Source organism: Burkholderia anthina (assembly GCF_902498995.1).
Classification (GTDB): domain Bacteria; phylum Pseudomonadota; class Gammaproteobacteria; order Burkholderiales; family Burkholderiaceae; genus Burkholderia; species Burkholderia anthina.
In genome coordinates, this window is record NZ_CABVLY010000019.1 from 117563 (window position 1) to 136256 (window position 18694).

Below are 18694 nucleotides of genomic sequence, written 5' to 3' on the forward strand. Positions count from 1 at the left end.
CGGACGGGACATACAGCGCCCCGAGACGGCGCGGGGCCGGTGGGATGGTCATCTACGAACGGACGCGCGAAATCGATGCAACCGTGTTCCGTATCGCCCGAATCGCGACAGTCAAGCGCCAGTTGATCGCATCCGTCGAGGTTGATGCGTTTATTCCGGAAATGTACCGGACGCGTATTCCGCAGGTCGATGCGCGGTGGGTGGAGCCGGGTGTGTTCCGGACAAAGGCATACGTCCACCGCAATCGAAAGTCGCGCGAGATGGGGCAGTTTCTGGAGAGCGGTGCGTTGGTCTTGGACTTGAGGGAGGCGCAATGACACCGGCAGCACAGAGAAAGCGCCTGGAAGGACAGGCAACGATCGCGAAGAAGGTGTTTGAGGTAGTTCCGATCCGCGACGCGTGGTCGATCCACCAGATGATGTCGCACCTCACGAAGATCACCAAGAGCCACATCGACTACCGGGTAATGCAGGGCTGCTTGAGCGCCTTGAAGGATTCCGGGCTGGTCAGGGAGCCGCAGCGGGGATTCTTCCAGCGAGTCGAGGTGCGCGAAGAAACAGTGAAAACCGAAGTGCAAGGAGAAATCGACGTGCCGAACCTGAAGACTGAATCGAAACCGGCCGCGCCGGCATCGCCGATCGATGTGCTGGACGGGATTGCCGGGCGCTTGCGCCGGTTGCGAGACGACGCGGACACGCTCGCGTCTGACATCGAGACGGCAGCGCTCGTCATCGCCGAGCAGGGCTCGGAAACGCAGGCTGCCGTGATGAAGGCCCGCCAGCTTCAACAGCTCTTGCAGGAACTGGGGGGTATCCGGGTATGAGCGACATCAAAATCAATGTTGCGCGCACAAACGTGACGGTGCATCGGGCGGTGCTGGCGGCAGATGCGATTGAGCGAATTCTCGCGCAGCGCGTATGCGAGTCGGCAGGGTTGGAGCGATCGGGAGCCGGTGTCAGCGTCGATGTGCGGCTTTCGAGCCGAATGGGTAGCTACGGATCGGAATTCGAGGCGATCGTCACCGTGACCATCGACCACGCAAAGCAGCCGGGCGCGGAAGGCGTATGAGCGCAGCCGCATGCATCTTGTACAGCGACGTGCCCGAGCGTCTGCTCATATCGTCGATTCGTCATCGCGACGGAGTGACCGAGGCGGATCTCATCGCATTCGACGAATGCCCGTTCAGCGGCGAGATCACGGAGACGGAACACGGCATGCAGATCGCGTTCCCGTGGCCGCGCAACCGGACGATGCGCCATGCGATAGGCGACTGGCTTACGCACCACGGCATCAACTTCACGGTCGTCATGTAACGACGAATCACCGACCTCTCAAGCAAATCGAAAACAGGAAGAACATGACGCTCGACGAAAGCAACCAGATCGAAGAACTGCTCGGCGAATGGTACGACTGGCAGGCTGGCTACGTGCCGAGTCTTGGTTATGGGCGCGTCGATCCGTCGTGCCGTGGCTTCTCCGAAGACGAACGGACGGTCACGGCCGACGAGCGCTCGGAAGAGGCAGACCGGAAGGCAGCGAAGAAGCGTGCGGAACAGGTCGACGTGTGCGTTGACGCTCTGGCGTGGCAGGAGCGCGCTGCTATCCAGCGACACATGAAGACGAAGCGTATCGGGGCGATGAACCGGGAGTGCGGCGCAAACGTCTGGAGCAACCCGCGCGCGTTCAATCTGTCGGAGGCGCACGCGAACTACCAAGATGCGAAAGCGGCTCTGTATCCGCGCTTGATGGCACGCGGCCTGTTGCGTCAGGCTGTCTGCGCGTAGCTACAAAAAATACTTGCGCTCTTTATTATTCGTAGCTACAATTATTCACATGGACATCACCTTTGACCCCGCTAAGAACGAATCCAACATCGCCAAGCACGGCGTGTCGCTTGAACTGGCGGCAGAGTTGGATTGGCCGGAAGTAATGGCCTGCGTTGATTCCCGGCACGACTACAAGGAAGTGCGCGAAATCGGATTCGGCGTCATCGGTGATCGTCTCTACTGCGTCGTGTTCACGCAACGCGGTAATGTCATGCACATCATCAGCATGCGTAAGGCGAACAAGCGCGAGGTAAAGAGCTATGTCGAACAAACGTAAGATCGTCATGCCGACGGACGAAGAAGACGCGGCAATCAACCGCGGCATTGCTGCGGATCCTGACACCTTCGAAGTGACCGAAGGTGATTTCAAGAAAATGAAGCGGCTGGGTGCGCGTGGCCGGCCGCGTGCTGCGAATCCAAAGGTGCTGCTGTCGGTTCGCTACGATGCCGACATCGTCGAGGCGTTTAAGTCGTCGGGCGATGGCTGGCAAACACGTATGAACGATGCGCTTCGCGATTGGCTGAAAGATCACCAGCCCGCATAAAGGGGTTGTAAACCCGTCCGCATTTCGCTATATTGACGACGTCGGGCGCGAGGTGCGCCCGAAGCAAAGCCCACCCGGAAAGCCGCGTGGGCTTTTTATCGAGAGGTGGCTTAGGGCGTGGGCTCGCATGTGGCCCTGTGCAGCGAGCATCTGTCCCGGCACGAATACGCGTCTGATGAAGGCTGAAGCCAGAAACCGCCTAGGCGGTCGCGCGGAGTCCTCACAGCCGGGGAATAACTGAGGACCAGGGGCCACGCCCTAAACCACTATTCGAGTTATACATGAAGCCCGCAAGGTGAAAGCCTCGCGGGCTTTTTCCGTTTACGCGCCTCGAGTTGATATGTCCGTCTTGACGTTTCGTCGTCGCCCGCGCTGGGTGCGCGCGGTCGTGGCGGTTATCGCATTCATGCGTTTGCACTACGCAGACCGGCGACAAGAGCGCCAGAGTCAGACGGTGCGCAGAGCCTACTACGAACCGAAGCAATCCCGTCTGCATCGCGGACAGAAGGAAGCCCCATGAAGGAACTCTATGCGAGGCGCGTGCGGTTGCGCCACATGTCGGCGGATCAGTGACGAGGGTTGAATATGGCGCGTCGCCCAATGAAGCCTTGCAAGCACCGGGGATGCAGCGCGCTCGTCGCGGACGGTAAGACGCACTGCGACCAGCACGCGCACGAGGCAGTGAAGTGGAAGCCCGATGCGGTGCGTGGTAATCGGCATGCGCGGGGCTACGGCAGCGCATGGGAAAAGATCCGGCAGCGCATTCTGAGACGCGATAGCGGCCTGTGCCAGCCCTGTCTGCAAACAGGGCGCGTGACAGCCGCCACTGCTGTTGACCACGTCATCGCGAAGGCGCGCGGTGGAACCGACCGCGACGAGAACTTGCAAGCAATCTGTCGCGACTGCCACGCGGCGAAGACGGCGCGCGAGCGGTTGCGGTGACGTGGGAGCGGCCGTGCCGGTCGTTGCCCGCCCGGCGGATGGCCGGGCGGGGAGGGGGGGTGAAAAAGTCTGGAAGGCGTCGCCTCTGGGACCGCCCGCTTCGTCGAATTTTTACGCCCGCGAAATTAAAAATTCAGGAGTTGGCCGGTGGGAGGTATCGCGTCAGTGCCGGGTCGGGGCAGAAAACCCAAGCCGACCGCACGGAAGGTCGCTGCTGGAAATCCCGGCAAACGTGCGCTGAATAAGGACGAGCCGGATTTCGGCTTGGTCACGAATATCGAGCCTCCGGAGTGGATCTCCGGCGAGGCGCGGGACATGTGGGAGCGCGTTGTTCCGCTGCTTTGCGGGCAAAAAATCTTGCAAGTGACCGACCTGCACATTGTTGAAATCTTCTGTGCCGCGTATGGCAACTGGCGCACTGCGCAGGACGATCTGACTCGCAACGGTCCTGTCGTCGACAGCTCGCAAGGCAGTCCAATGAAAAATCCAGCCGCGACCGTAGTGAAGGAGGCCGCGGCACAAATGGCGAGCTTCGGCGCAATGCTCGGACTCGACCCGGCTAGCCGGCAGCGCCTGGTCGGCGCGAAGCCGAAAACGCCCGATAACCCTTTCGCGAAGCTGCTCGGCAAATGATTGGAAGACATGGCGACGAAATTCCCGCGCGTAGAGCAGGGGCTCAAGTTCGCGCGAGACGTCGTTCGTGGCAAGCGTCCAGCTTGCCGGTATGTGCAACTTGCTTGCAAGCGCCACCTTGACGACCTTGCGGCGAGTCGAAAGAAGGATTTCCGATGGAAGTTCGATCCGGAAGCCGCTGAGCGAAAGCTCGAGCTCATTGAACTGCTGCCGCACACGAAAGGCGAGTGGGCGTTCAAGGGGCAACTGGTAACGCTTGAGCCCTGGCAGAAGTTCGGCCTGATGGCGACCTTCGGATGGGTCAACAAGCGCACCGGCAAGCGCCGGTTTCGCGAGAGCTACTGGGAGGTGCCCAGAAAGAACGGCAAATCGGTGATCGCGGCCGGCGTCGGCATCGGGATGTTCGTGCTTGATGACGAGTTTGGCGCGGAGGTGTATTCCGGCGCGACGTCTGAAAAGCAGGCATGGGAAGTTTTTCGGCCTGCGCAGTTGATGGTGAAGCGCTCGCCGATGCTCATCGACTCGGCTGGAATCGAGGTCAATGCCTCGAATATGAACAAGCCGGCCGACGGGAGTCGATTCGAGCCGATCATCGGCAACCCCGGCGATGGCGCGTCGCCTTCATGCGCAATCGTGGACGAGTATCACGAGCACGATAGCGCCGCACTGTACGAAACCATGCTGACCGGCATGGGCGCGCGTCGGCAGCCGCTCATGTTCATCATTACGACGGCCGGCGCGAACATCGAGGGTCCGTGCTTCGACAAGCGCCGGCAGGTGATCGAAATGCTCGAAGGGACGGTTCCCGACGACGAGCTTTTCGGATGGATCTGGACCATCGACGAAGGGGACGATTGGACCGATCCGCTCGTTCTCGCGAAGGCCAATCCGAATATCGGAATTTCGGTCTATCAGGAGTATCTGGAGAGCCAGCAGCAGCGTGCGATCAAGTCGGCGCGCTTCACAAACACGTTCAAGACGAAGCATCTGAACGTCTGGACGTCTGCGAAGACGGGCTATTTCAACCTCGAAGACTGGAAGGCTTGCGAAGACCGCGCGCTGACCATTGAGCAGTTCGAGGGTCAAGACTGCGTGCTCGCGCTCGACATGGCGCGCAAGCTCGACTTGAACAGCATGGCTCGACTTCTCTGGCGCGACATCGAAGGGCGGCGGCACTACTTTTGCGTTGCGCCGCGATTCTGGGTGCCGGAGGACACGGTGACTAATACCGACAACCGTCGGATGGCGGAGCGCTATCAGGCATGGGTCAATCAGGGTTACTTGCTCGAAACGGATGGCGCGGAGATCGACTATCGCGACATTCTCGAGGAGGCGAAGGACGCAAACCGGTTGTGCCCGGTGCAGTGCACGCCGCTGGACCCGCACGGCGCGACGAACCTCTCGCATCAGCTCGAAGATGAGGGGCTGACGCCGGTCACGATCGTGCAGAACTACACGAACATGTCCGACCCGATGAAGGAGCTTGAGGCCGCGATTACCGCAGGTCGATTCCATCACGACGGCAATCCGATCATGACGTGGTGTGTCAGCAACGTCATCGGAAAGAACCTGCCGGGAAATGACGACGTGGTGCGTCCGATCAAGCAGGGCAACGACAACAAAATCGATGGCGCCGTGGCGCTCATCATGGCGATGGGGCGCGCAATGCTTGCCGATCGCGTCGATTCAGAGTCGATCTACGATCAAGGAGTGGGGGTTTGAATTCAATTGCTATTGCGGCCTGGGTGGCCGGCCTGCTCGGGTTTGCGCTGCTGGTTACGGGTGTGGTGCTGATCAGCCTGCCGATTGGGCTGATTGTCGCGGGTGTCCTGCTTCTGTTGTGGGCGCTCTTGGCGGATATGGCGGCGGCTCGTGCACAGCGAGTCGGGCAACCGAAGGAGTAGCCCGATGTTTTTCAGTAGGCAATTGCTGTCCAATCTCGGCCAAACCCAAATGGGTTCCGGAGGTTGGGTGTCGGCGCTATTGGGAAGTGCGCGATCCGAATCGGGCCAGGTCGTGACTCCCGCGAGCGCGCTTTCGCTGACGGTCCTGCAAAACTGCGTCACGCTGCTGTCGGAGAGCATCGCACAACTTCCGATCGAGCTCTATGAGCGCTCTGGCGACGACAGGAAGCCTGCGGCTGACCATCCGCTGTACTCGATCCTGAAATACGAGCCTAACCCGTGGCAGACGCCGTTTGAGTATCAGGATCAGTCGCAGGTTGCTGTCGGCCTTCGCGGCAACAGCTACAGCTTCATCGATCGTGATCAGGATGGGGTCATTCGGGGCCTGTATCCGCTCGATAACGAGGCTGTTACGGTCATGAAGGGCTCGGACCTCATGCCCGTCTATCGGGTCTACGGCGCCGACCCGATGCCGCAGCGGTTGGTGCATCACGTTCGCTGGATGTCGATCAACGGCTATACCGGCCTGTCGCCCGTCATGCTGCACGCGAACGCAATCGGGCACGCGCAGGCGATCCAGCAGTACGCCGGCAAGTCGTTCATGAACGGCACGGCGCTGTCGGGCGTAATCGAGCGGCCAACAGATGCGCCTGCGCTCAAGGATCAGGCCAGCGTGGACCGCATCACGGACGGCTGGAATGCGAAATTTGGCGGGTCCGGCAACGCAAAGAAAGTCGCGCTGTTGCAAGAAGGCATGACCTTCAAGCCGTTGTCGATGACGAACGTTGACGCAGCGCTGATTGATGCGCTGCGTCTTTCGTCGCTCGACATCGCGCGGATCTACAAGATTCCGGCTCATATGGTGAACGAACTGGAGCGGGCGACGTTCAGCAACATCGAGCACCAGTCGCTCCAGTTCGTCATCTATACGTTGTTGCCATGGGTCAAGAGGCACGAGCAGGCGAAGACGCGCGATTTGCTGCTGCCGTCCGAACGCAAGCAGTACTTCATCGAATACAACCTTTCCGGGCTGCTTCGCGGCGATCAGGCATCGCGTTACGCCGCTTATGCGGTCGGGCGCCAGTGGGGATGGCTGTCGATCAACGACATTCGGCGACTCGAAAACATGCCGCCGGTCAAAGGGGGCGATATCTATCTGAGTCCGATGAACATGGTCGACGCGTCGAAGCCGCAGCAAGCAGCTGCCGGGAAGACCGAGCCGACGAAAGCACAAATCGGCGAAATTGAGAGGATCCTATCTTGAAACCGCACCTCAGACTTGCAAGTCTGATTTTCAACCAGCCGCAGCTCGTTACGGACCCGATGATGTCGCTCGCGGTGCAATGGGCGAATCAGGCGCTCAACCTGAACATCGTCAACCTGACCGTGCACGGCGCGCAGCCGAAGATCATGGAGGACGATGAGTTCGACAGTGGCGCACAGATGGCCGCGGCGTCGGAGCGTCGGCGAGCGCTCGTTGCCGATACCGGCATGGACATCATTCCTGTCTCGGGGATCCTGGTGTCGCGTTCGGCGCACATGAACCCGTGCGAGCCTATGACCAGCTACGAGGGGCTGCGTTCCTCCGTGAATCAGGCGGTTGCGGATCCGGCTGTCGAACATATCGTTCTCGATATCGACAGCAACGGTGGTAGCGCGACCGGTGCGTTCGAGCTGGCTGACGACATTCGCGCTGCATCGCTGGTCAAGCCGATCACGGCCATCGTCAACTTTTCGGCCTTTTCGGGTGGTTATCTCATCGCCGCCGCGGCTTCGAAGGTGATCGTCAGCCGCACGTCGGGCGTCGGGTCCATTGGCGTGATCGCCAACCATCTCGACGTCTCGCAGCGTGACGAGCAGCAAGGGATCAAGGTGACGTCGGTATTTGCCGGCGACCACAAGAACGACCTGACGCCGCATGAGCCGCTGAGTGATCAGTCGCTATCGTTCCTTACCAGCATGGTGCAAAACAGCTACAAGCAGTTTGTCGACGCGATCGCGAACTTCCGTGGCTTGAGCACGCAGGCGGTGAAGGACACGCAGGCGGGCATCTTCTTCGGACAGCAAGGCGTCGACGCCGGGCTTGCGGACAGCATCGAGACGCCGCAGGCAGCGATCAACCGGATTGCGGCGGAAGTGCGCGCATCGCGAGCCGAGCGTCAGAGCGGGAGCGCTCGACGTAGTGTGTCGGCCCGTGCGGCGGCGATGAATATGCAATCCATGATGTAACCAGTCGCAGAAAATCAGAATTTCACGATCAACATCAGAGCGCGTTCGCGTCTCAGTTGAGCACTGCCACCTTCGGGTGGCATTTTTTTTAGGAGAAGGGTAAGTGAACATCAATGAACTTCGCCGCGAACGTGCTGCCATCAATCAGCGTGTTCAGGCGCTGGCCCAGATCGAGTTGGGCGGCACCGCTCTGTCCGTCGAACAGCAAGCCGAATTCGACCAGCTCAGTTCGAAATTCAACGATCTCACCGCGCAAATCGAGCGCGCGGAAGTCGCCGAGCGCATGGCCGCAGCAGCAGCAGTGCCGGTCGATCCGACGCCGGCCGCAGTTGCTGCGCCGGGCGCAGCGTCCGTGGCCGCACAGCCGAAGGCACCGGAAGTGAAGGGCGCGAAGATGGCGCGTATGGTCCGCGCTCTCGCGGCGGCGCGTGGCGACGCGCAGCTCGCTTCGAAACTCGCGATCGAGCGCGGCTTCGGCGAGGAAGTCGCGATGTCGCTCAATACGCTCTCGTCGAGCGCGGGCGGCGTGCTCGTTCCGGAAAACCTGTCGAGCGAAGTGATCGAACTGCTGCGTCCGAAGTCCGTCGTTCGCAGGCTCGGTGCTCGCTCGCTGCCGTTCGAGAACGGCAATGTCACGATGCCGCGCCTGAAGGGCGGCGCAATCGTCGGCTACATCGGAGCCGATAGCGACATGCCGGCGACGGAGCAAAAGTTCGACGACCTGAAGCTGTCGGCGAAGAAGATGGCCGCGTTGGTGCCGATCGCGAACGATCTGATCAAGTACGCGGGCGTGAATCCGAACGTCGATCAAATCGTGGTCGGCGACCTCACTGCCGCGATCGGAGCGCGAGAAGACAAGGCGTTCATCCGCGACGATGGTACGGCGAATACTCCGAAGGGGTTGCGCTTCTGGGCTCTCGCCAGCAACGTCATCACCGCGAGCGACGGCTCGACGCTGCAAAAGATCGAGACGGATCTCGGCAAGGCCATTCTCGCGCTCGAAAACGCCGACGCGAATCTGACGCAACCCGGATGGATCATGGCTCCCCGCACGTTCCGCTTCCTCGAAGGCCTGCGCGACGGGAACGGTAACAAGGTCTATCCGGAGCTCGCCAGCGGAATGCTCAAGGGCTACCCGGTCGGCAAAACGACGCAGGTGCCGATCAATCTCGGGGGTGCCGGCAATGAGTCGGAAATCTACTTCGCCGACTTCGGCGACGTATTCATCGGCGAAGCGGAAACACTCGAGATCGACTACAGCAAGGAAGCGACCTACAAGGATGCTGGCGGCGAAGTGGTCAGCGCGTTCCAGCGCGACCAAACGCTGATCCGCGTGATCGCGAAAAACGACTTCGGCCCGCGTCACGTCGAGTCGATCGCAGTGCTGGCCGGCGTGACCTGGGGCGCGTAAGCGTACTCGCAACCGTGCGGCTCGATCCGTCGTGATCGAGCCGCCGTTCGGAGAAAAACATGAAGGTGGTCAAGTTCAAGCGGCATTACGCGCAATACACGCCCGGCGATATCGCGGGTTTCGAGGACGCGCACGCCGACCGGCTCGTCGATGCGGAAATCGCGGAGGCATCCGTGCCGGAACCGAAGGAGGTGAAAGCCTCGCAGAAGGCCGACACGGGTAAGCCCGCGGCAAAGGGGTAATCCCAGATGGCTGCTGTTCTCGTCGAATACCTGGACGACACGGAGCCGCTTACCTTCGAGGACGTTGCGATTCAGTGTCGAATCGATGACGACGAAGAACGGGATTTCATCGAGCGCACGGTGATTCCCGGTGCGCGCCAGGCGGCCGAACGGAAGTCGGGGGCCGCAATTCGAAAAGCTCGCTACTTCGAGCGGCTGGCGGGCTTCCCGGTCGGTGACTTTCCGCTATCGGTCGGTCAAGTGCTGCGTGTCGACAGCATCGAAATTCGCGACGGCACCGGCACGGCGTCGACACTCGACCCGAAAGGGTATGAGCTTGTCCAGCTCGGGCGCGAAACGTTGTGCGCGCTGCTTGGCGCTACTCACTGGCCGAACGCGCGGGCAGTGACGATCACGTATCAGGCTGGTGTCGATATCGACCAGCATCCGTCGGTGCGGTCGTGGATGCTGCTGGCGGCTGCATGGGCCTACGATCATCGCGAGCTGTTCTCGGAGGGGCAAGCAATCGCACAGATGCCTGACGGTTATGCGGATCTCCTGCTCGATTCAATCACCGTTCCGCCGAGGTTCTGATGAAAGCCGGAAAGCTGAAAGAGCGAATCGTCATCGAACGGCCTAGCGGGGAAGAAAACGAGAACGGCGAACCGTTGCCCGGCGCGTGGGTCGTGCATTCGAAGCCGTGGGCCGACGTGCTGTTCGTGAACGGAAAGGAACACGTCATCTCCGGCGCGATTCGTGGCTCGACCGTCGCCAGCATGCGCATTCGCTATCGAGCAGGGATCGACGAGCAGATGCGGGTGCGTTACGACGGCAGGCTGTACGACATCACGGCGGTGCTGCCCGCTCGGACGCGCGGCTATCTCGACCTGTCGGTCAAAGTGGGAGAGAAGTATGTCTAGTGTCCAGATTCTCGGGCTGGCTGATCTGCAGGCCGACTTCGCGAAGCTGGCGAAGTCGCAGTCGACGAAGGCGCTCCGACGCGCAACTTTGGCCGGTGCCAAGGTCATTCGTGACGAGGCCCGAGCCCGTGCGCCGAAGAAAACGGGGAAGCTCAAGCGAAACATCGTTTCCGCATCGCTGCGACAGAAGGAGTCGCCCGGTGTGGCGACTGCCGGCGTTCGCGTTCGAGCGAAGGGGAAGGAGGATTCGCCGACCAATGCGTTTTACTGGCGATTCCTCGAACTCGGCACGCAGAACATGAAGGCCGAGCCATTCATGCGTCCGGCGTTCGACGCGTCGATCGCTCAAGCCGAAGGTGCGATTCGAACGGAGATCGCGCGTGCAATCGATACGGTGATCGGAGGTGGGGCATGAGCGCGCTCGTCGTCCGTGATGCGATCGGAACTGTAGGTGTCGCAAAGGGCTACGTCAGGGTCGCCGGCGCGAAGGCGAAATCGCCGTATTTCGTCGTGTCTCGCGTGAGCGGCGAGCGTGATATCGCGCTCGGCGGGGCGACCGGTGGAAAGTCGGGCATGTTTCAGATCGACGTGTACGCGAACACCTACACGGAGGCTGATGCGTTGGCCGATCAGGTTATCGACCGCGCGTCGTCGAGCGGGAAGTTCGCCGTCGGCGGCGTCAGTGAGTTGCCCGATGATTTTTCGAACGATACCGGGGATTTTCGGGTGAGCCTGGAAATATCCGTGCAGTTCTGATCGATTCATTTACTGTTTGGCCCGCCAAGTGCGGGCCTTTTTCATTTAGAGGGGCTTATGGCCGAGAAAAGCAAGCGCATCAAGGCGCAAGGCACGAAGGTCGAGGTTTCGAAGACCGTATCGACGAACCTCGACGACAAGACGCTCGTTTTCGTCGATCTCAACACGACGAGCAAGACGGTCCAGTGGCAGGGCGGTCAATCGTCGGAAATCGACGCGACGACACTCGCCAGCGAAGAAAAGGAATCCGAGATGGGCCTGCCCGATCCCGGCGAATTTTCCGTTGACGGCAACTATTCGTCCGACGACGAAGGCCAAGGGATTCTCCGTGGTGCTCGCGCGACCGGCGAGAAGCGCGTATTCCGCGTGACGTTTCGGGACGGCTCGCAGTTCCTGTTCATCGGCATGGTGCGTCAGTACACGTGGTCGGCCGGTGTGGACGGCATCGTGGCTTCGACGTACAGCGTGCGGCTCAGCGGATCGCCCAAGGTCGTTCCGCCGTCTGCACCGCCGGCCGGCTAATCGATCTCGCGAACCAACAAGGAATTGAAGATGACAACCAAAGCAAAAGCCGGCGTGCTGCGCGCCGCAATTCTCAATCCGCTCGCGGGCTGGAAGCACGAATTTCTGCCGATGCCGGAATGGGACGGTGAAACCGTTGCGGTGCGCGAGCCGCTGCTCGGCGATCGAGCGTTCTGGCTCGAGCCGCTTCGCCTGGCCGCCGGCGTCGAGGTGGACGACGACGAAGAAACGGCGCGCGCGAAGTACGGGAAGCTGAGCCCGGAAGTGCATCAGATGGCCTACGCACGCTTGTTCGTCCGTGTGCTGTTCACCGAGGCAGATACGGGCTGGAGTCGCGAGTTCGAGGACGGTGACGCCGAGGCGGTGGCCGCCGTGTATGGCGTCGCACACGATCGCGTCGTCAGCAAGGCGATCGAACTCGGCAAGCTCGACGTCGACCCGGAGGCAGAAGGAAAAAAGCCTTCCGCCGAAATCCCGATCTCCGACTCGAATTGACGTTGGCGCTGCGGCTCGGCAAGACGCTTGCCGAACTGCGCGCGCAGATGTCGACGGCTGAGTTTGCGCTGTGGCAGGCGCTGGATGCGGAATCGCCGATCAGCGATGACCGGTACGACCTGCATGCCGCGATGGTCGCGTCGGCCGTGTTCCAGGCACAGGGTGCGAAGGTGAAAGTCGCCGACATGATGCCGAACTGGGGTGGCGATTCGGTAGACGTTGAGGAGGTCGCGGACGATCCGTTCTTCGCGGGCCTGATGAGATTGGTAGAGTAGGCGGGAAATAAAAATGGCAACGAGTCTGCGCGAGTTGATCGTCAGCGTAACCGCGAATACCACGCAGTACGACCGGCGCCTGAGCCGGATGGGGTCGGAAACCGCCGGGTATTTTAATTCGGTCCGGGACGGAGGCCGGATCGCAGATGCGGCATTTGCGTCGAATGCTGCGAGCGTACAGGTGACGGTACGCGCAATCGAGGCCGCGCGTGGATCGATCCGAGGATATGCCGAGGCTGCAGCCGCGGCGTTCGGTGTGCACCAGCTCATCGAATACGCGGACGAGTGGACGAACCTGAGCAACCGCCTCAAGATCGTCACGCGCGACCAGACCGATTTCGCGATTGCGCAAAACGATGTGCTGCGCATCGCGCAGGCGACGCGTCAGCCGCTCGATGCGACGGCCGAGCTTTATCAACGTATCGCCAACAACACGGGCCATCTCGGCCTGTCGATCAAGCAAGTTGGCCCGCTGGTCGAGACGATCAGCAAGGCGGTAGCGCTCTCCGGCGTGTCGGCTGACACCGCGAAGATGGGTATCGTGCAGCTCGGCCAGGCGTTCGCTGCTGGCCAACTTCGCGGTCAGGATCTGAAAAGCGTCCTTGAGGAATTGCCCGGTGTCGCGGACGCGATCGCGCGCGGAATGGGCAAGGGGCCATCCGAGCTGAAGGCCCTTGCCGAGGATGGCAAGCTGACGGTCGAAAATCTGATCGATGCACTGGTTCGCGCCGGTCAGAGTACCGATGACTTGTTCACCAAGATGCAGGTGACCGTCGGGCAGGCGATGACTCGTCTTCAGACGGAAATCGTCGCGTACATCGGAAAGACCGATCAAGCAACAGGAGCGAGCGCGAAGCTCGCGCAGGGAATCGAAGTTGTCGCTTCCCACTTCGACCAGATCGTAGCGATCAGCGCGTCGCTTGTAGCCGGTCGGGTTGGGCTCTATTTCGCGATGACCGCGGCGGCCGCCGGCAAGTCGGCGATTGCATGGAATGCCGAGCGGCAGGCGTTGCTCGCGAAGGCGCAGGCGGAAAACGCGGCTGCGCTCGTCACGATTACGAAGGCGCAAAGTGATCGCGACGCTGCTGCGGCGAAGCTGCAGAGCGCGCAGGCGTCTGAGGTTGCGGCGGCGGCCGAACTGGCGGGCATGCGCGCGATGCGTGAAAGCCTCGCGATGCAATCTGCCCTGACGGCTGGTTCAATTCAGTACACGCAGGCGAAGCTCGCCGAGGCTCGCGCGATCGAGGCGAGCGCGGCTGCGCACGTCGCGGTCGCGCGAACGAATTTGGCGAATAGCCAGGAGATCGGCAGGCGAATCGCCGGCACGCCGTACGCGGCGGTGATCGCGCGCGAGACGGCGGCGGCGCAGCGCGAGTTGACGGGGGCAGAGGCATCGCTTGCGCTGGCGCAGCAGCGTCGCGTGGCGCTGGAGGCTGCGGCGACCAAGGGCACGGCCGACCAGACGCGTTATGCGGCAGCTCTTGCCGAGACCGAACGAGGGCTCGCTGTCGCCGAACGGCAGGTCGCGGCGGCGACTCAGGCCCGCGAGCGGGCCGAGCGCGCAGCGACGGCGGCGACAGCGGGCCTCGCTGCCGCGACCGAGCGCGCCGCGGTGGCGCAGACTACCGCCGCGCGCGCCGGCTCACTGATGCGCACGGTAGGTTCTGGATTGCTGTCGGCGATTGGCGGCCTGCCGGGCATCATCGCGACGGTCGGCACGGTGGCACTCGGTGCCGCCGTCAACTGGCTGGTATTCCGGGATCACGCGAGCAGTGCGACGTCAAGCCTGATCGACATGCAGGCTCCACTCGATCAACTGATCGAGAAATATCGTCAGTTGACGACGCTGCAGCAGGAGACGGCGCGGCAGAGCGTCAAGCAGGCGCAGGCAGCGGCGAAGGACGACATTGCGTCCGCTTACAGCAGCCTTGCGGCGCGGGCGTCGCAGAGCGTCATCGTTCCGGGGTTTGGCGATGGCGCGCCGATTATCACAGACGAAAACCAGGTAGCACTGGATCGATTCCTTGACGGTCTGAAACGGATCAAGTCGGAGAATCTCGGTGTCGACGAGAAGTCGCGTGAGCTTTCGCGGCTGGTCGGTGTGTTTGTCGACGCAACGAAGGGTGGCGACGACCTTCGGGCCGAACTGGTGCAGGCGGCGGCGTCGATCGATACGGCGGGCGCGGCGGCTGACAAGAGCACGCGCACGCTTGCAGCAATGGACGCTGCAGCTCGCGGTGCGGCGGACGGTGTCAGGTTGCTCACGGAGGAAAACAATTTCTTCGCGGGCGGCATGGCGTCCGAGGCGTGGACCAAATATGTCGACAAGCTGAAAGAGGCATCCGATGTTATCGGCATGACCACGCAGCAGCGGGCCGAATACGAAGCGAAGACGAAGGGCGCGAACGCAGCCGAGGCACGGCAGGCGGGTTTGATCGCCGGTCGCGCGGATGCATATAAATCGCTCGAGAAGGCGATCCAGGACAAGGATGTAAAAGCCGAGGCTGGCGCACGTCGGAATATCGACAACCTGACGCGCGAGCTTGCGCTGATGAATCAGCAGATGGTCGTCGCCGGCGCGTTGGCTGAATTCCAAGCTGATCTGGTCAGCAAGAAATTCGAGAAGTTCGGATTTAACGCCGATGCGGCGCGTGCGGCCGCCGCGGCTCGCGGCAAGCAGGCGTTCGACGACACGGTATCGGAGTCGGCGGCTCAGGTCGCGCGCATCGGCGTGAATGCCCCTGGGCTCGGGCACAAGACTCGGTCGGGAGGATCCCGGGCGGATCCGGAAAGCCAGCGATTGATCGGCAACATCGAGCAACGGATCGCGCAGCTGCGTGTCGAGGCAGTCGCGACAGACAAGCTCACGCAGTCTGAGAAGGATCGGATCGGCTTCGACCAGAAGCTGACCGATCTGCTCGGCAAGCGTACGAAGCTGTCCGACGGCGACAAGAGCTTGGTTCGTGATCAGGCGTCGATCCGGGCTGCATACGACAGGGCGGTGCAGCTCGAAAAGGAGGTCAGATATCACGACGCGATCAACAAGCTGAAAGAGCGCAGCGCGCAAATCGACGCCGAGCTTGCCGACTACGCGTCGGAACGTCAGCGCGACGTCGAGCGCGAGCTCGCCGCGATGTCGATGGGCGACAACGCGCGCGAGCTCAATCAGGCAACGAATCGTGTAGGGGACGAATTTCGGCGCAGGCGCGACGATTTCACGAAGGGCGCGCGGAAGGACGGCACGCTCGGGTCGCCGGAGTACCAGGCGGAAATCGAGCGCATCAACCGTGCCGAGGCCGAGCAGGTTGAGCGTGAGCGCGGCTATCTGGATCAGCGACTCGCGTTGCAGCGTGATTGGCGCGTCGGTGCGAGCCGGGCGGTAGCGCTCTATCAAGAATCTGCGGAGAACGCTGCCGGCCGCGCCGAGGAAGCCTTTACCAGTTCGTTCCGCAGCCTTGAGGATGCAGTCGCGTCGTTTGCGTCGACCGGCAAGCTGGATTTCCGCGGGCTCGTCGACAGCATGATCGCCGACCTTGCGCGGTTTGCCGCTCGCGCTGCACTCGCGCCAGTGTTCGGCTGGCTCGGGAATGCGATCGGCCTGGGTGCGTCCGGGGCATCCGGGTTCAGTTCGTCATCGCTGCTCGGCGGTTTGGCCGGTGGTCTGAGCAACGCGGTCTCGGGCGGTGGTGGCAATACATACGGCTTCCACCTGGCAACCGGCGGTCGCGTGACGGGGCCGGGTACGTCGACGAGCGACAGCATTCCTGCGTGGCTTTCGAACGATGAATTCGTGGTGCGTGCTGCTGCCGTACGAAAACCCGGTGTGCTCCGGTTGCTGGAAGCGATCAACAGCGGGCGTGACGTCGGATTTCCGAAGTTTGCGAGCGGCGGTTTGGTTGGTGGTGGCCGGGCTGGCGATGGCGGATCGTTCGGGAGTCAGGATGGGGGCGTCATGCTGAATATCCCAGTCACGATCGAAGGCGGATCGGGGGATCCGTCGCAAATGATGGCGAGCGCTGAATTCGTGAAGAAGCTCAAACAGATGATGCAGGCGCTCATCGCGACGGAAAGCCGGCAAGGCGGGTCGCTATGGAAACTCAAGAACGGGATGGCGTAATGACCGACACGTTTAACTGGTCACCGACGGTGGAAGGGTTTGGCGGTGATGCAACGCTGAAGGTTGCCAAAGCGTCATTCGGCGACGGTTATACGCAGCGCTCGGCCGATGGGCTGAACAACCGGAAGTCGACGTACAACCTTCGGTTCGTGGGGAATGCCGACAAGATTTCCGCAATTCTCGCTTTCCTCGACGGTCATGCCGGAGCGGCGTCGTTCTTCTGGACGCCACCGCTTCGATCACAGGGCCGATTCGTTTGCGAGAAATACACGGAGCCGGTGAAGAACGGCCACTTTTACACGATCACCGCTCAGTTTGAGCAGACTTTCGCACCATAGGGCTTGGCATGGCAGCACTTCAAAAAGCAAATCTCGGAACGGTGCCGGCCGGTGCCGGCGGCGATGATCAGCGCACAGCGAACACGAAGTTCAACGCAAATGTCGATGTTCTGAGCGCACAGGCGGCGCTTACGACTGCGGGTTCGATTTCGGCTTCGCAAGCTCTGACGGCGGCCCATATCGGGAAGCGTATCGGTGTCAACATCACAGGTGGCGGCACGATCAACCTGCCGCCCGCATCTACATGCCCGGCGGACGGCGTGATGCTCATTCGCAACGTGAGCGGCGGGGTGCTCACGCTCGCGGTGGCCGTAGGCTCTGGCGATTCTCTGGCGCTTGCTCGACTCAATTCGGGCGAGAGCGTGCTGTTAGACACTGACGGGGTGAAGTCGTGGCGAATTCTCATGCGGGGCCGATCGTACACCCCGGACGAAACCGTCGTCGGCAATCAGTCCGTTGGTGGTAGTGCGTCGATCGGCACGGACGCGAGCATTGGGCGAAACGTGACCGTCGGCGGAAAGGTCGCCGTGACTGGTGAGGTTCAAACGACGTCGACAAACTCCTTCCGCATGGCGAATGGAGACGTCGGGACGTTCTGGCGGAAAGACAGCACCGCGCTCTACCTGATGCGGACAGCCGTCGGCGATCAGTTCGGGAACTGGGATCCTCCGCGTCCGTTCATCTACAGCCTGAAGGACGACAAGGTGACGATCGACGGAACGGGGGCGGGCTGCTCGATCGGCTCGCGTCCGACCTTCGCGGGGAAAACACCGTGGGACAACGGAAATCTGGCGAGTCCATGGCATGCCGGGAATATGACCCGGCCGGCCGTGTTCAGTGCCAACGGCGGAACGGAAACGGACCTCAACCCGAATGCCTTTGAAACCCGTCTATCGGTAGACGTTGTAGTCGGTGCGGGCGGGACCATCATGGCGACTGCAACAGCCGCGCTGAATCTAGCGGCTGGTGTCGGGGGGGCGACGGACGTGATGATGCGGTTCCGTATCGCGGACGGCGCGACCGTTGTGTTCGACGGGCAGGACGACGTTTCGACCGTCGCGGCGGTGGATGCGGGCTTGGGCGGACGCGAAAAACTTGTGGCTACTCTCGCTAAGGACGGGCTGACGCCGGGCAAGAAGTACACGCTGCAGCTCTTGCTTATGAAGAATCGGCCGGTTGGGCCGCTCTATCCGCGGTGTATGAGGATCGCGGGGATTACATCGTGACGATCACAGCAGATATTCAGTCGCTCGAGCCAGGCCATCGACTCAGCTTTCTCGAGGTGAACTGCTCGGAAATCGGGGGTGACGTTCTTCGATTCCATGGTCATTTGCAATCCGCGTCGATCATTTGGCAGGGGCTTGAATACAAGGCATGGCCTATTCAGTTGGCCGGTTTTGAGCGAACGTCGGACGCACGGCAGCCGTCGCCGACGCTGACGGTCGGCGACATCAACGGCACGATCACGGCGCTGTGTATAGCGCTCGATGATCTGGTCGGCGCGAAGGTGTTCCGGCGGCGCACGCTGGCGAAGTACCTGGATGCGATCAACTTCCCTGTC

The 18694-nt window shown here is 61.6% G+C and carries 25 protein-coding genes and 1 pseudogene; all 26 read left to right on the forward strand.

The annotated features are described in order from the left end of the window. The first annotated feature begins 44 nt into the window (after positions 1-44). The gene (locus tag BME24068_RS23235; RefSeq protein ID WP_420887564.1) at positions 45-317 is read left to right on the forward strand and encodes a hypothetical protein; all 273 of its coding nucleotides are present in this window, start codon (positions 45-47) and stop codon (positions 315-317) included. Continuing rightward, the gene (locus BME24068_RS23240) at positions 314-823 is read left to right on the forward strand and encodes a hypothetical protein (RefSeq protein ID WP_174927511.1); all 510 of its coding nucleotides are present in this window, start codon (positions 314-316) and stop codon (positions 821-823) included. The genes BME24068_RS23235 and BME24068_RS23240 overlap by 4 nt, the downstream gene beginning before the upstream one ends. Further along, entirely contained in the window at positions 820-1068 is a 249-nt protein-coding gene (locus BME24068_RS23245; RefSeq protein ID WP_174927512.1) for a hypothetical protein, read from the forward strand. The genes BME24068_RS23240 and BME24068_RS23245 overlap by 4 nt, the downstream gene beginning before the upstream one ends. Next, positions 1065-1313: a phage portal protein gene (locus BME24068_RS23250; protein ID WP_174927513.1), complete on the forward strand. Its 249-nt coding sequence runs from the start codon at positions 1065-1067 to the stop codon at positions 1311-1313. The genes BME24068_RS23245 and BME24068_RS23250 overlap by 4 nt, the downstream gene beginning before the upstream one ends. A gap of 44 nt (positions 1314-1357) precedes the next feature. Beyond that, positions 1358-1783 carry a hypothetical protein gene (locus tag BME24068_RS23255; RefSeq protein ID WP_174927514.1) on the forward strand — a complete coding sequence of 142 codons (426 nt, stop codon included), beginning with the start codon at positions 1358-1360 and terminating at the stop codon, positions 1781-1783. Positions 1784-1832: 49 nt separating this feature from the next. Beyond that, positions 1833-2102, forward strand: coding sequence for a BrnT family toxin (locus tag BME24068_RS23260; protein WP_174927515.1), 270 nt, complete (start codon positions 1833-1835; stop codon positions 2100-2102). Further along, on the forward strand, positions 2086-2370 hold the full coding sequence (locus tag BME24068_RS23265; RefSeq protein WP_174927516.1) for a BrnA antitoxin family protein: 285 nt from the start codon (positions 2086-2088) through the stop codon (positions 2368-2370). The genes BME24068_RS23260 and BME24068_RS23265 overlap by 17 nt, the downstream gene beginning before the upstream one ends. Before the next feature lie 585 nt (positions 2371-2955). Then, positions 2956-3312: an HNH endonuclease gene (locus BME24068_RS23270; RefSeq protein WP_174927517.1), complete on the forward strand. Its 357-nt coding sequence runs from the start codon at positions 2956-2958 to the stop codon at positions 3310-3312. Between the two features lie 147 nt (positions 3313-3459). Continuing rightward, entirely contained in the window at positions 3460-3945 is a 486-nt protein-coding gene (locus tag BME24068_RS23275; RefSeq protein ID WP_174927518.1) for a phage terminase small subunit P27 family, read from the forward strand. A 9-nt stretch (positions 3946-3954) separates the two neighbouring features. Beyond that, positions 3955-5667, forward strand: coding sequence for a terminase large subunit (locus BME24068_RS23280; RefSeq protein WP_174927519.1), 1713 nt, complete (start codon positions 3955-3957; stop codon positions 5665-5667). Next, positions 5664-5849 (forward strand): hypothetical protein, encoded by a 186-nt coding sequence (locus tag BME24068_RS23285; protein WP_174911720.1) that lies wholly within the window; start codon positions 5664-5666, stop codon positions 5847-5849. Before BME24068_RS23280 ends, BME24068_RS23285 begins: the two co-directional genes overlap by 4 nt. A gap of 4 nt (positions 5850-5853) precedes the next feature. Continuing rightward, positions 5854-7113, forward strand: a complete 1260-nt coding sequence (locus tag BME24068_RS23290; protein WP_174927520.1) for a phage portal protein — start codon at positions 5854-5856, stop codon at positions 7111-7113. Beyond that, positions 7110-8078 (forward strand): S49 family peptidase, encoded by a 969-nt coding sequence (locus tag BME24068_RS23295; RefSeq protein ID WP_174927521.1) that lies wholly within the window; start codon positions 7110-7112, stop codon positions 8076-8078. Before BME24068_RS23290 ends, BME24068_RS23295 begins: the two co-directional genes overlap by 4 nt. Positions 8079-8181: 103 nt before the next feature. Beyond that, positions 8182-9489, forward strand: coding sequence for a phage major capsid protein (locus BME24068_RS23300; RefSeq protein WP_174927522.1), 1308 nt, complete (start codon positions 8182-8184; stop codon positions 9487-9489). Between the two features lie 59 nt (positions 9490-9548). Further along, positions 9549-9731, forward strand: a complete 183-nt coding sequence (locus BME24068_RS23305) for a hypothetical protein (protein WP_174927523.1) — start codon at positions 9549-9551, stop codon at positions 9729-9731. Between the two features lie 6 nt (positions 9732-9737). After that, the gene (locus BME24068_RS23310; protein WP_174927524.1) at positions 9738-10304 is read left to right on the forward strand and encodes a head-tail connector protein; all 567 of its coding nucleotides are present in this window, start codon (positions 9738-9740) and stop codon (positions 10302-10304) included. Continuing rightward, a complete protein-coding gene (locus BME24068_RS23315) occupies positions 10304-10630 on the forward strand; it encodes a phage head closure protein (protein WP_174927525.1) in 327 nt (108 codons plus the stop codon). Before BME24068_RS23310 ends, BME24068_RS23315 begins: the two co-directional genes overlap by 1 nt. Continuing rightward, positions 10623-11045, forward strand: coding sequence for an HK97-gp10 family putative phage morphogenesis protein (locus BME24068_RS23320; RefSeq protein ID WP_174927526.1), 423 nt, complete (start codon positions 10623-10625; stop codon positions 11043-11045). Before BME24068_RS23315 ends, BME24068_RS23320 begins: the two co-directional genes overlap by 8 nt. After that, positions 11042-11386, forward strand: a complete 345-nt coding sequence (locus BME24068_RS23325; RefSeq protein ID WP_174927527.1) for a hypothetical protein — start codon at positions 11042-11044, stop codon at positions 11384-11386. Before BME24068_RS23320 ends, BME24068_RS23325 begins: the two co-directional genes overlap by 4 nt. A 57-nt stretch (positions 11387-11443) precedes the next feature. Next, positions 11444-11908 carry a phage tail tube protein gene (locus BME24068_RS23330; protein WP_174927528.1) on the forward strand — a complete coding sequence of 155 codons (465 nt, stop codon included), beginning with the start codon at positions 11444-11446 and terminating at the stop codon, positions 11906-11908. Between the two features lie 30 nt (positions 11909-11938). Continuing rightward, positions 11939-12403: a phage tail assembly chaperone gene (locus BME24068_RS23335; RefSeq protein WP_174927529.1), complete on the forward strand. Its 465-nt coding sequence runs from the start codon at positions 11939-11941 to the stop codon at positions 12401-12403. After that, the gene (locus BME24068_RS23340; RefSeq protein ID WP_174927530.1) at positions 12400-12678 is read left to right on the forward strand and encodes a phage tail assembly protein T; all 279 of its coding nucleotides are present in this window, start codon (positions 12400-12402) and stop codon (positions 12676-12678) included. The genes BME24068_RS23335 and BME24068_RS23340 overlap by 4 nt, the downstream gene beginning before the upstream one ends. A gap of 13 nt (positions 12679-12691) precedes the next feature. Further along, the gene (locus BME24068_RS23345) at positions 12692-16795 is read left to right on the forward strand and encodes a phage tail tape measure protein (protein ID WP_174927531.1); all 4104 of its coding nucleotides are present in this window, start codon (positions 12692-12694) and stop codon (positions 16793-16795) included. Next, positions 16795-17133: a phage tail protein gene (locus BME24068_RS23350; RefSeq protein ID WP_174927532.1), complete on the forward strand. Its 339-nt coding sequence runs from the start codon at positions 16795-16797 to the stop codon at positions 17131-17133. Before BME24068_RS23345 ends, BME24068_RS23350 begins: the two co-directional genes overlap by 1 nt. 8 nt (positions 17134-17141) lie before the next feature. Further along, a complete protein-coding gene (locus BME24068_RS23355; protein WP_174927533.1) occupies positions 17142-18359 on the forward strand; it encodes a phage tail fiber protein in 1218 nt (405 codons plus the stop codon). Then, positions 18356-18691: pseudogene (locus tag BME24068_RS23360) on the forward strand (phage minor tail protein L); the annotation flags it as partial. The gene BME24068_RS23355 and the pseudogene BME24068_RS23360, both read left to right, overlap by 4 nt. Positions 18692-18694: the final 3 nt, after the last annotated feature.

What these genes read in the sequence shown, in the direction of transcription:
- BME24068_RS23305 (WP_174927523.1), top strand. Translation starts at nt 9,549, where the DNA reads ATGAAGGTGGTCAAGTTCAAGCGGCATTACGCGCAATACACGCCCGGC.
- BME24068_RS23350 (WP_174927532.1), top strand. Translation starts at nt 16,795, where the DNA reads ATGACCGACACGTTTAACTGGTCACCGACGGTGGAAGGGTTTGGCGGT.
- BME24068_RS23255 (WP_174927514.1), top strand. Translation starts at nt 1,358, where the DNA reads ATGACGCTCGACGAAAGCAACCAGATCGAAGAACTGCTCGGCGAATGG.
- BME24068_RS23310 (WP_174927524.1), top strand. Translation starts at nt 9,738, where the DNA reads ATGGCTGCTGTTCTCGTCGAATACCTGGACGACACGGAGCCGCTTACC.
- BME24068_RS23345 (WP_174927531.1), top strand. Translation starts at nt 12,692, where the DNA reads ATGGCAACGAGTCTGCGCGAGTTGATCGTCAGCGTAACCGCGAATACC.
- BME24068_RS23260 (WP_174927515.1), top strand. Translation starts at nt 1,833, where the DNA reads ATGGACATCACCTTTGACCCCGCTAAGAACGAATCCAACATCGCCAAG.
- BME24068_RS23270 (WP_174927517.1), top strand. Translation starts at nt 2,956, where the DNA reads ATGGCGCGTCGCCCAATGAAGCCTTGCAAGCACCGGGGATGCAGCGCG.
- BME24068_RS23265 (WP_174927516.1), top strand. Translation starts at nt 2,086, where the DNA reads ATGTCGAACAAACGTAAGATCGTCATGCCGACGGACGAAGAAGACGCG.
- BME24068_RS23315 (WP_174927525.1), top strand. Translation starts at nt 10,304, where the DNA reads ATGAAAGCCGGAAAGCTGAAAGAGCGAATCGTCATCGAACGGCCTAGC.
- BME24068_RS23325 (WP_174927527.1), top strand. Translation starts at nt 11,042, where the DNA reads ATGAGCGCGCTCGTCGTCCGTGATGCGATCGGAACTGTAGGTGTCGCA.
- BME24068_RS23240 (WP_174927511.1), top strand. Translation starts at nt 314, where the DNA reads ATGACACCGGCAGCACAGAGAAAGCGCCTGGAAGGACAGGCAACGATC.
- BME24068_RS23280 (WP_174927519.1), top strand. Translation starts at nt 3,955, where the DNA reads ATGGCGACGAAATTCCCGCGCGTAGAGCAGGGGCTCAAGTTCGCGCGA.
- BME24068_RS23250 (WP_174927513.1), top strand. Translation starts at nt 1,065, where the DNA reads ATGAGCGCAGCCGCATGCATCTTGTACAGCGACGTGCCCGAGCGTCTG.
- BME24068_RS23355 (WP_174927533.1), top strand. Translation starts at nt 17,142, where the DNA reads ATGGCAGCACTTCAAAAAGCAAATCTCGGAACGGTGCCGGCCGGTGCC.
- BME24068_RS23335 (WP_174927529.1), top strand. Translation starts at nt 11,939, where the DNA reads ATGACAACCAAAGCAAAAGCCGGCGTGCTGCGCGCCGCAATTCTCAAT.
- BME24068_RS23290 (WP_174927520.1), top strand. Translation starts at nt 5,854, where the DNA reads ATGTTTTTCAGTAGGCAATTGCTGTCCAATCTCGGCCAAACCCAAATG.
- BME24068_RS23245 (WP_174927512.1), top strand. Translation starts at nt 820, where the DNA reads ATGAGCGACATCAAAATCAATGTTGCGCGCACAAACGTGACGGTGCAT.
- BME24068_RS23330 (WP_174927528.1), top strand. Translation starts at nt 11,444, where the DNA reads ATGGCCGAGAAAAGCAAGCGCATCAAGGCGCAAGGCACGAAGGTCGAG.
- BME24068_RS23320 (WP_174927526.1), top strand. Translation starts at nt 10,623, where the DNA reads ATGTCTAGTGTCCAGATTCTCGGGCTGGCTGATCTGCAGGCCGACTTC.
- BME24068_RS23235 (WP_420887564.1), top strand. Translation starts at nt 45, where the DNA reads ATGGTCATCTACGAACGGACGCGCGAAATCGATGCAACCGTGTTCCGT.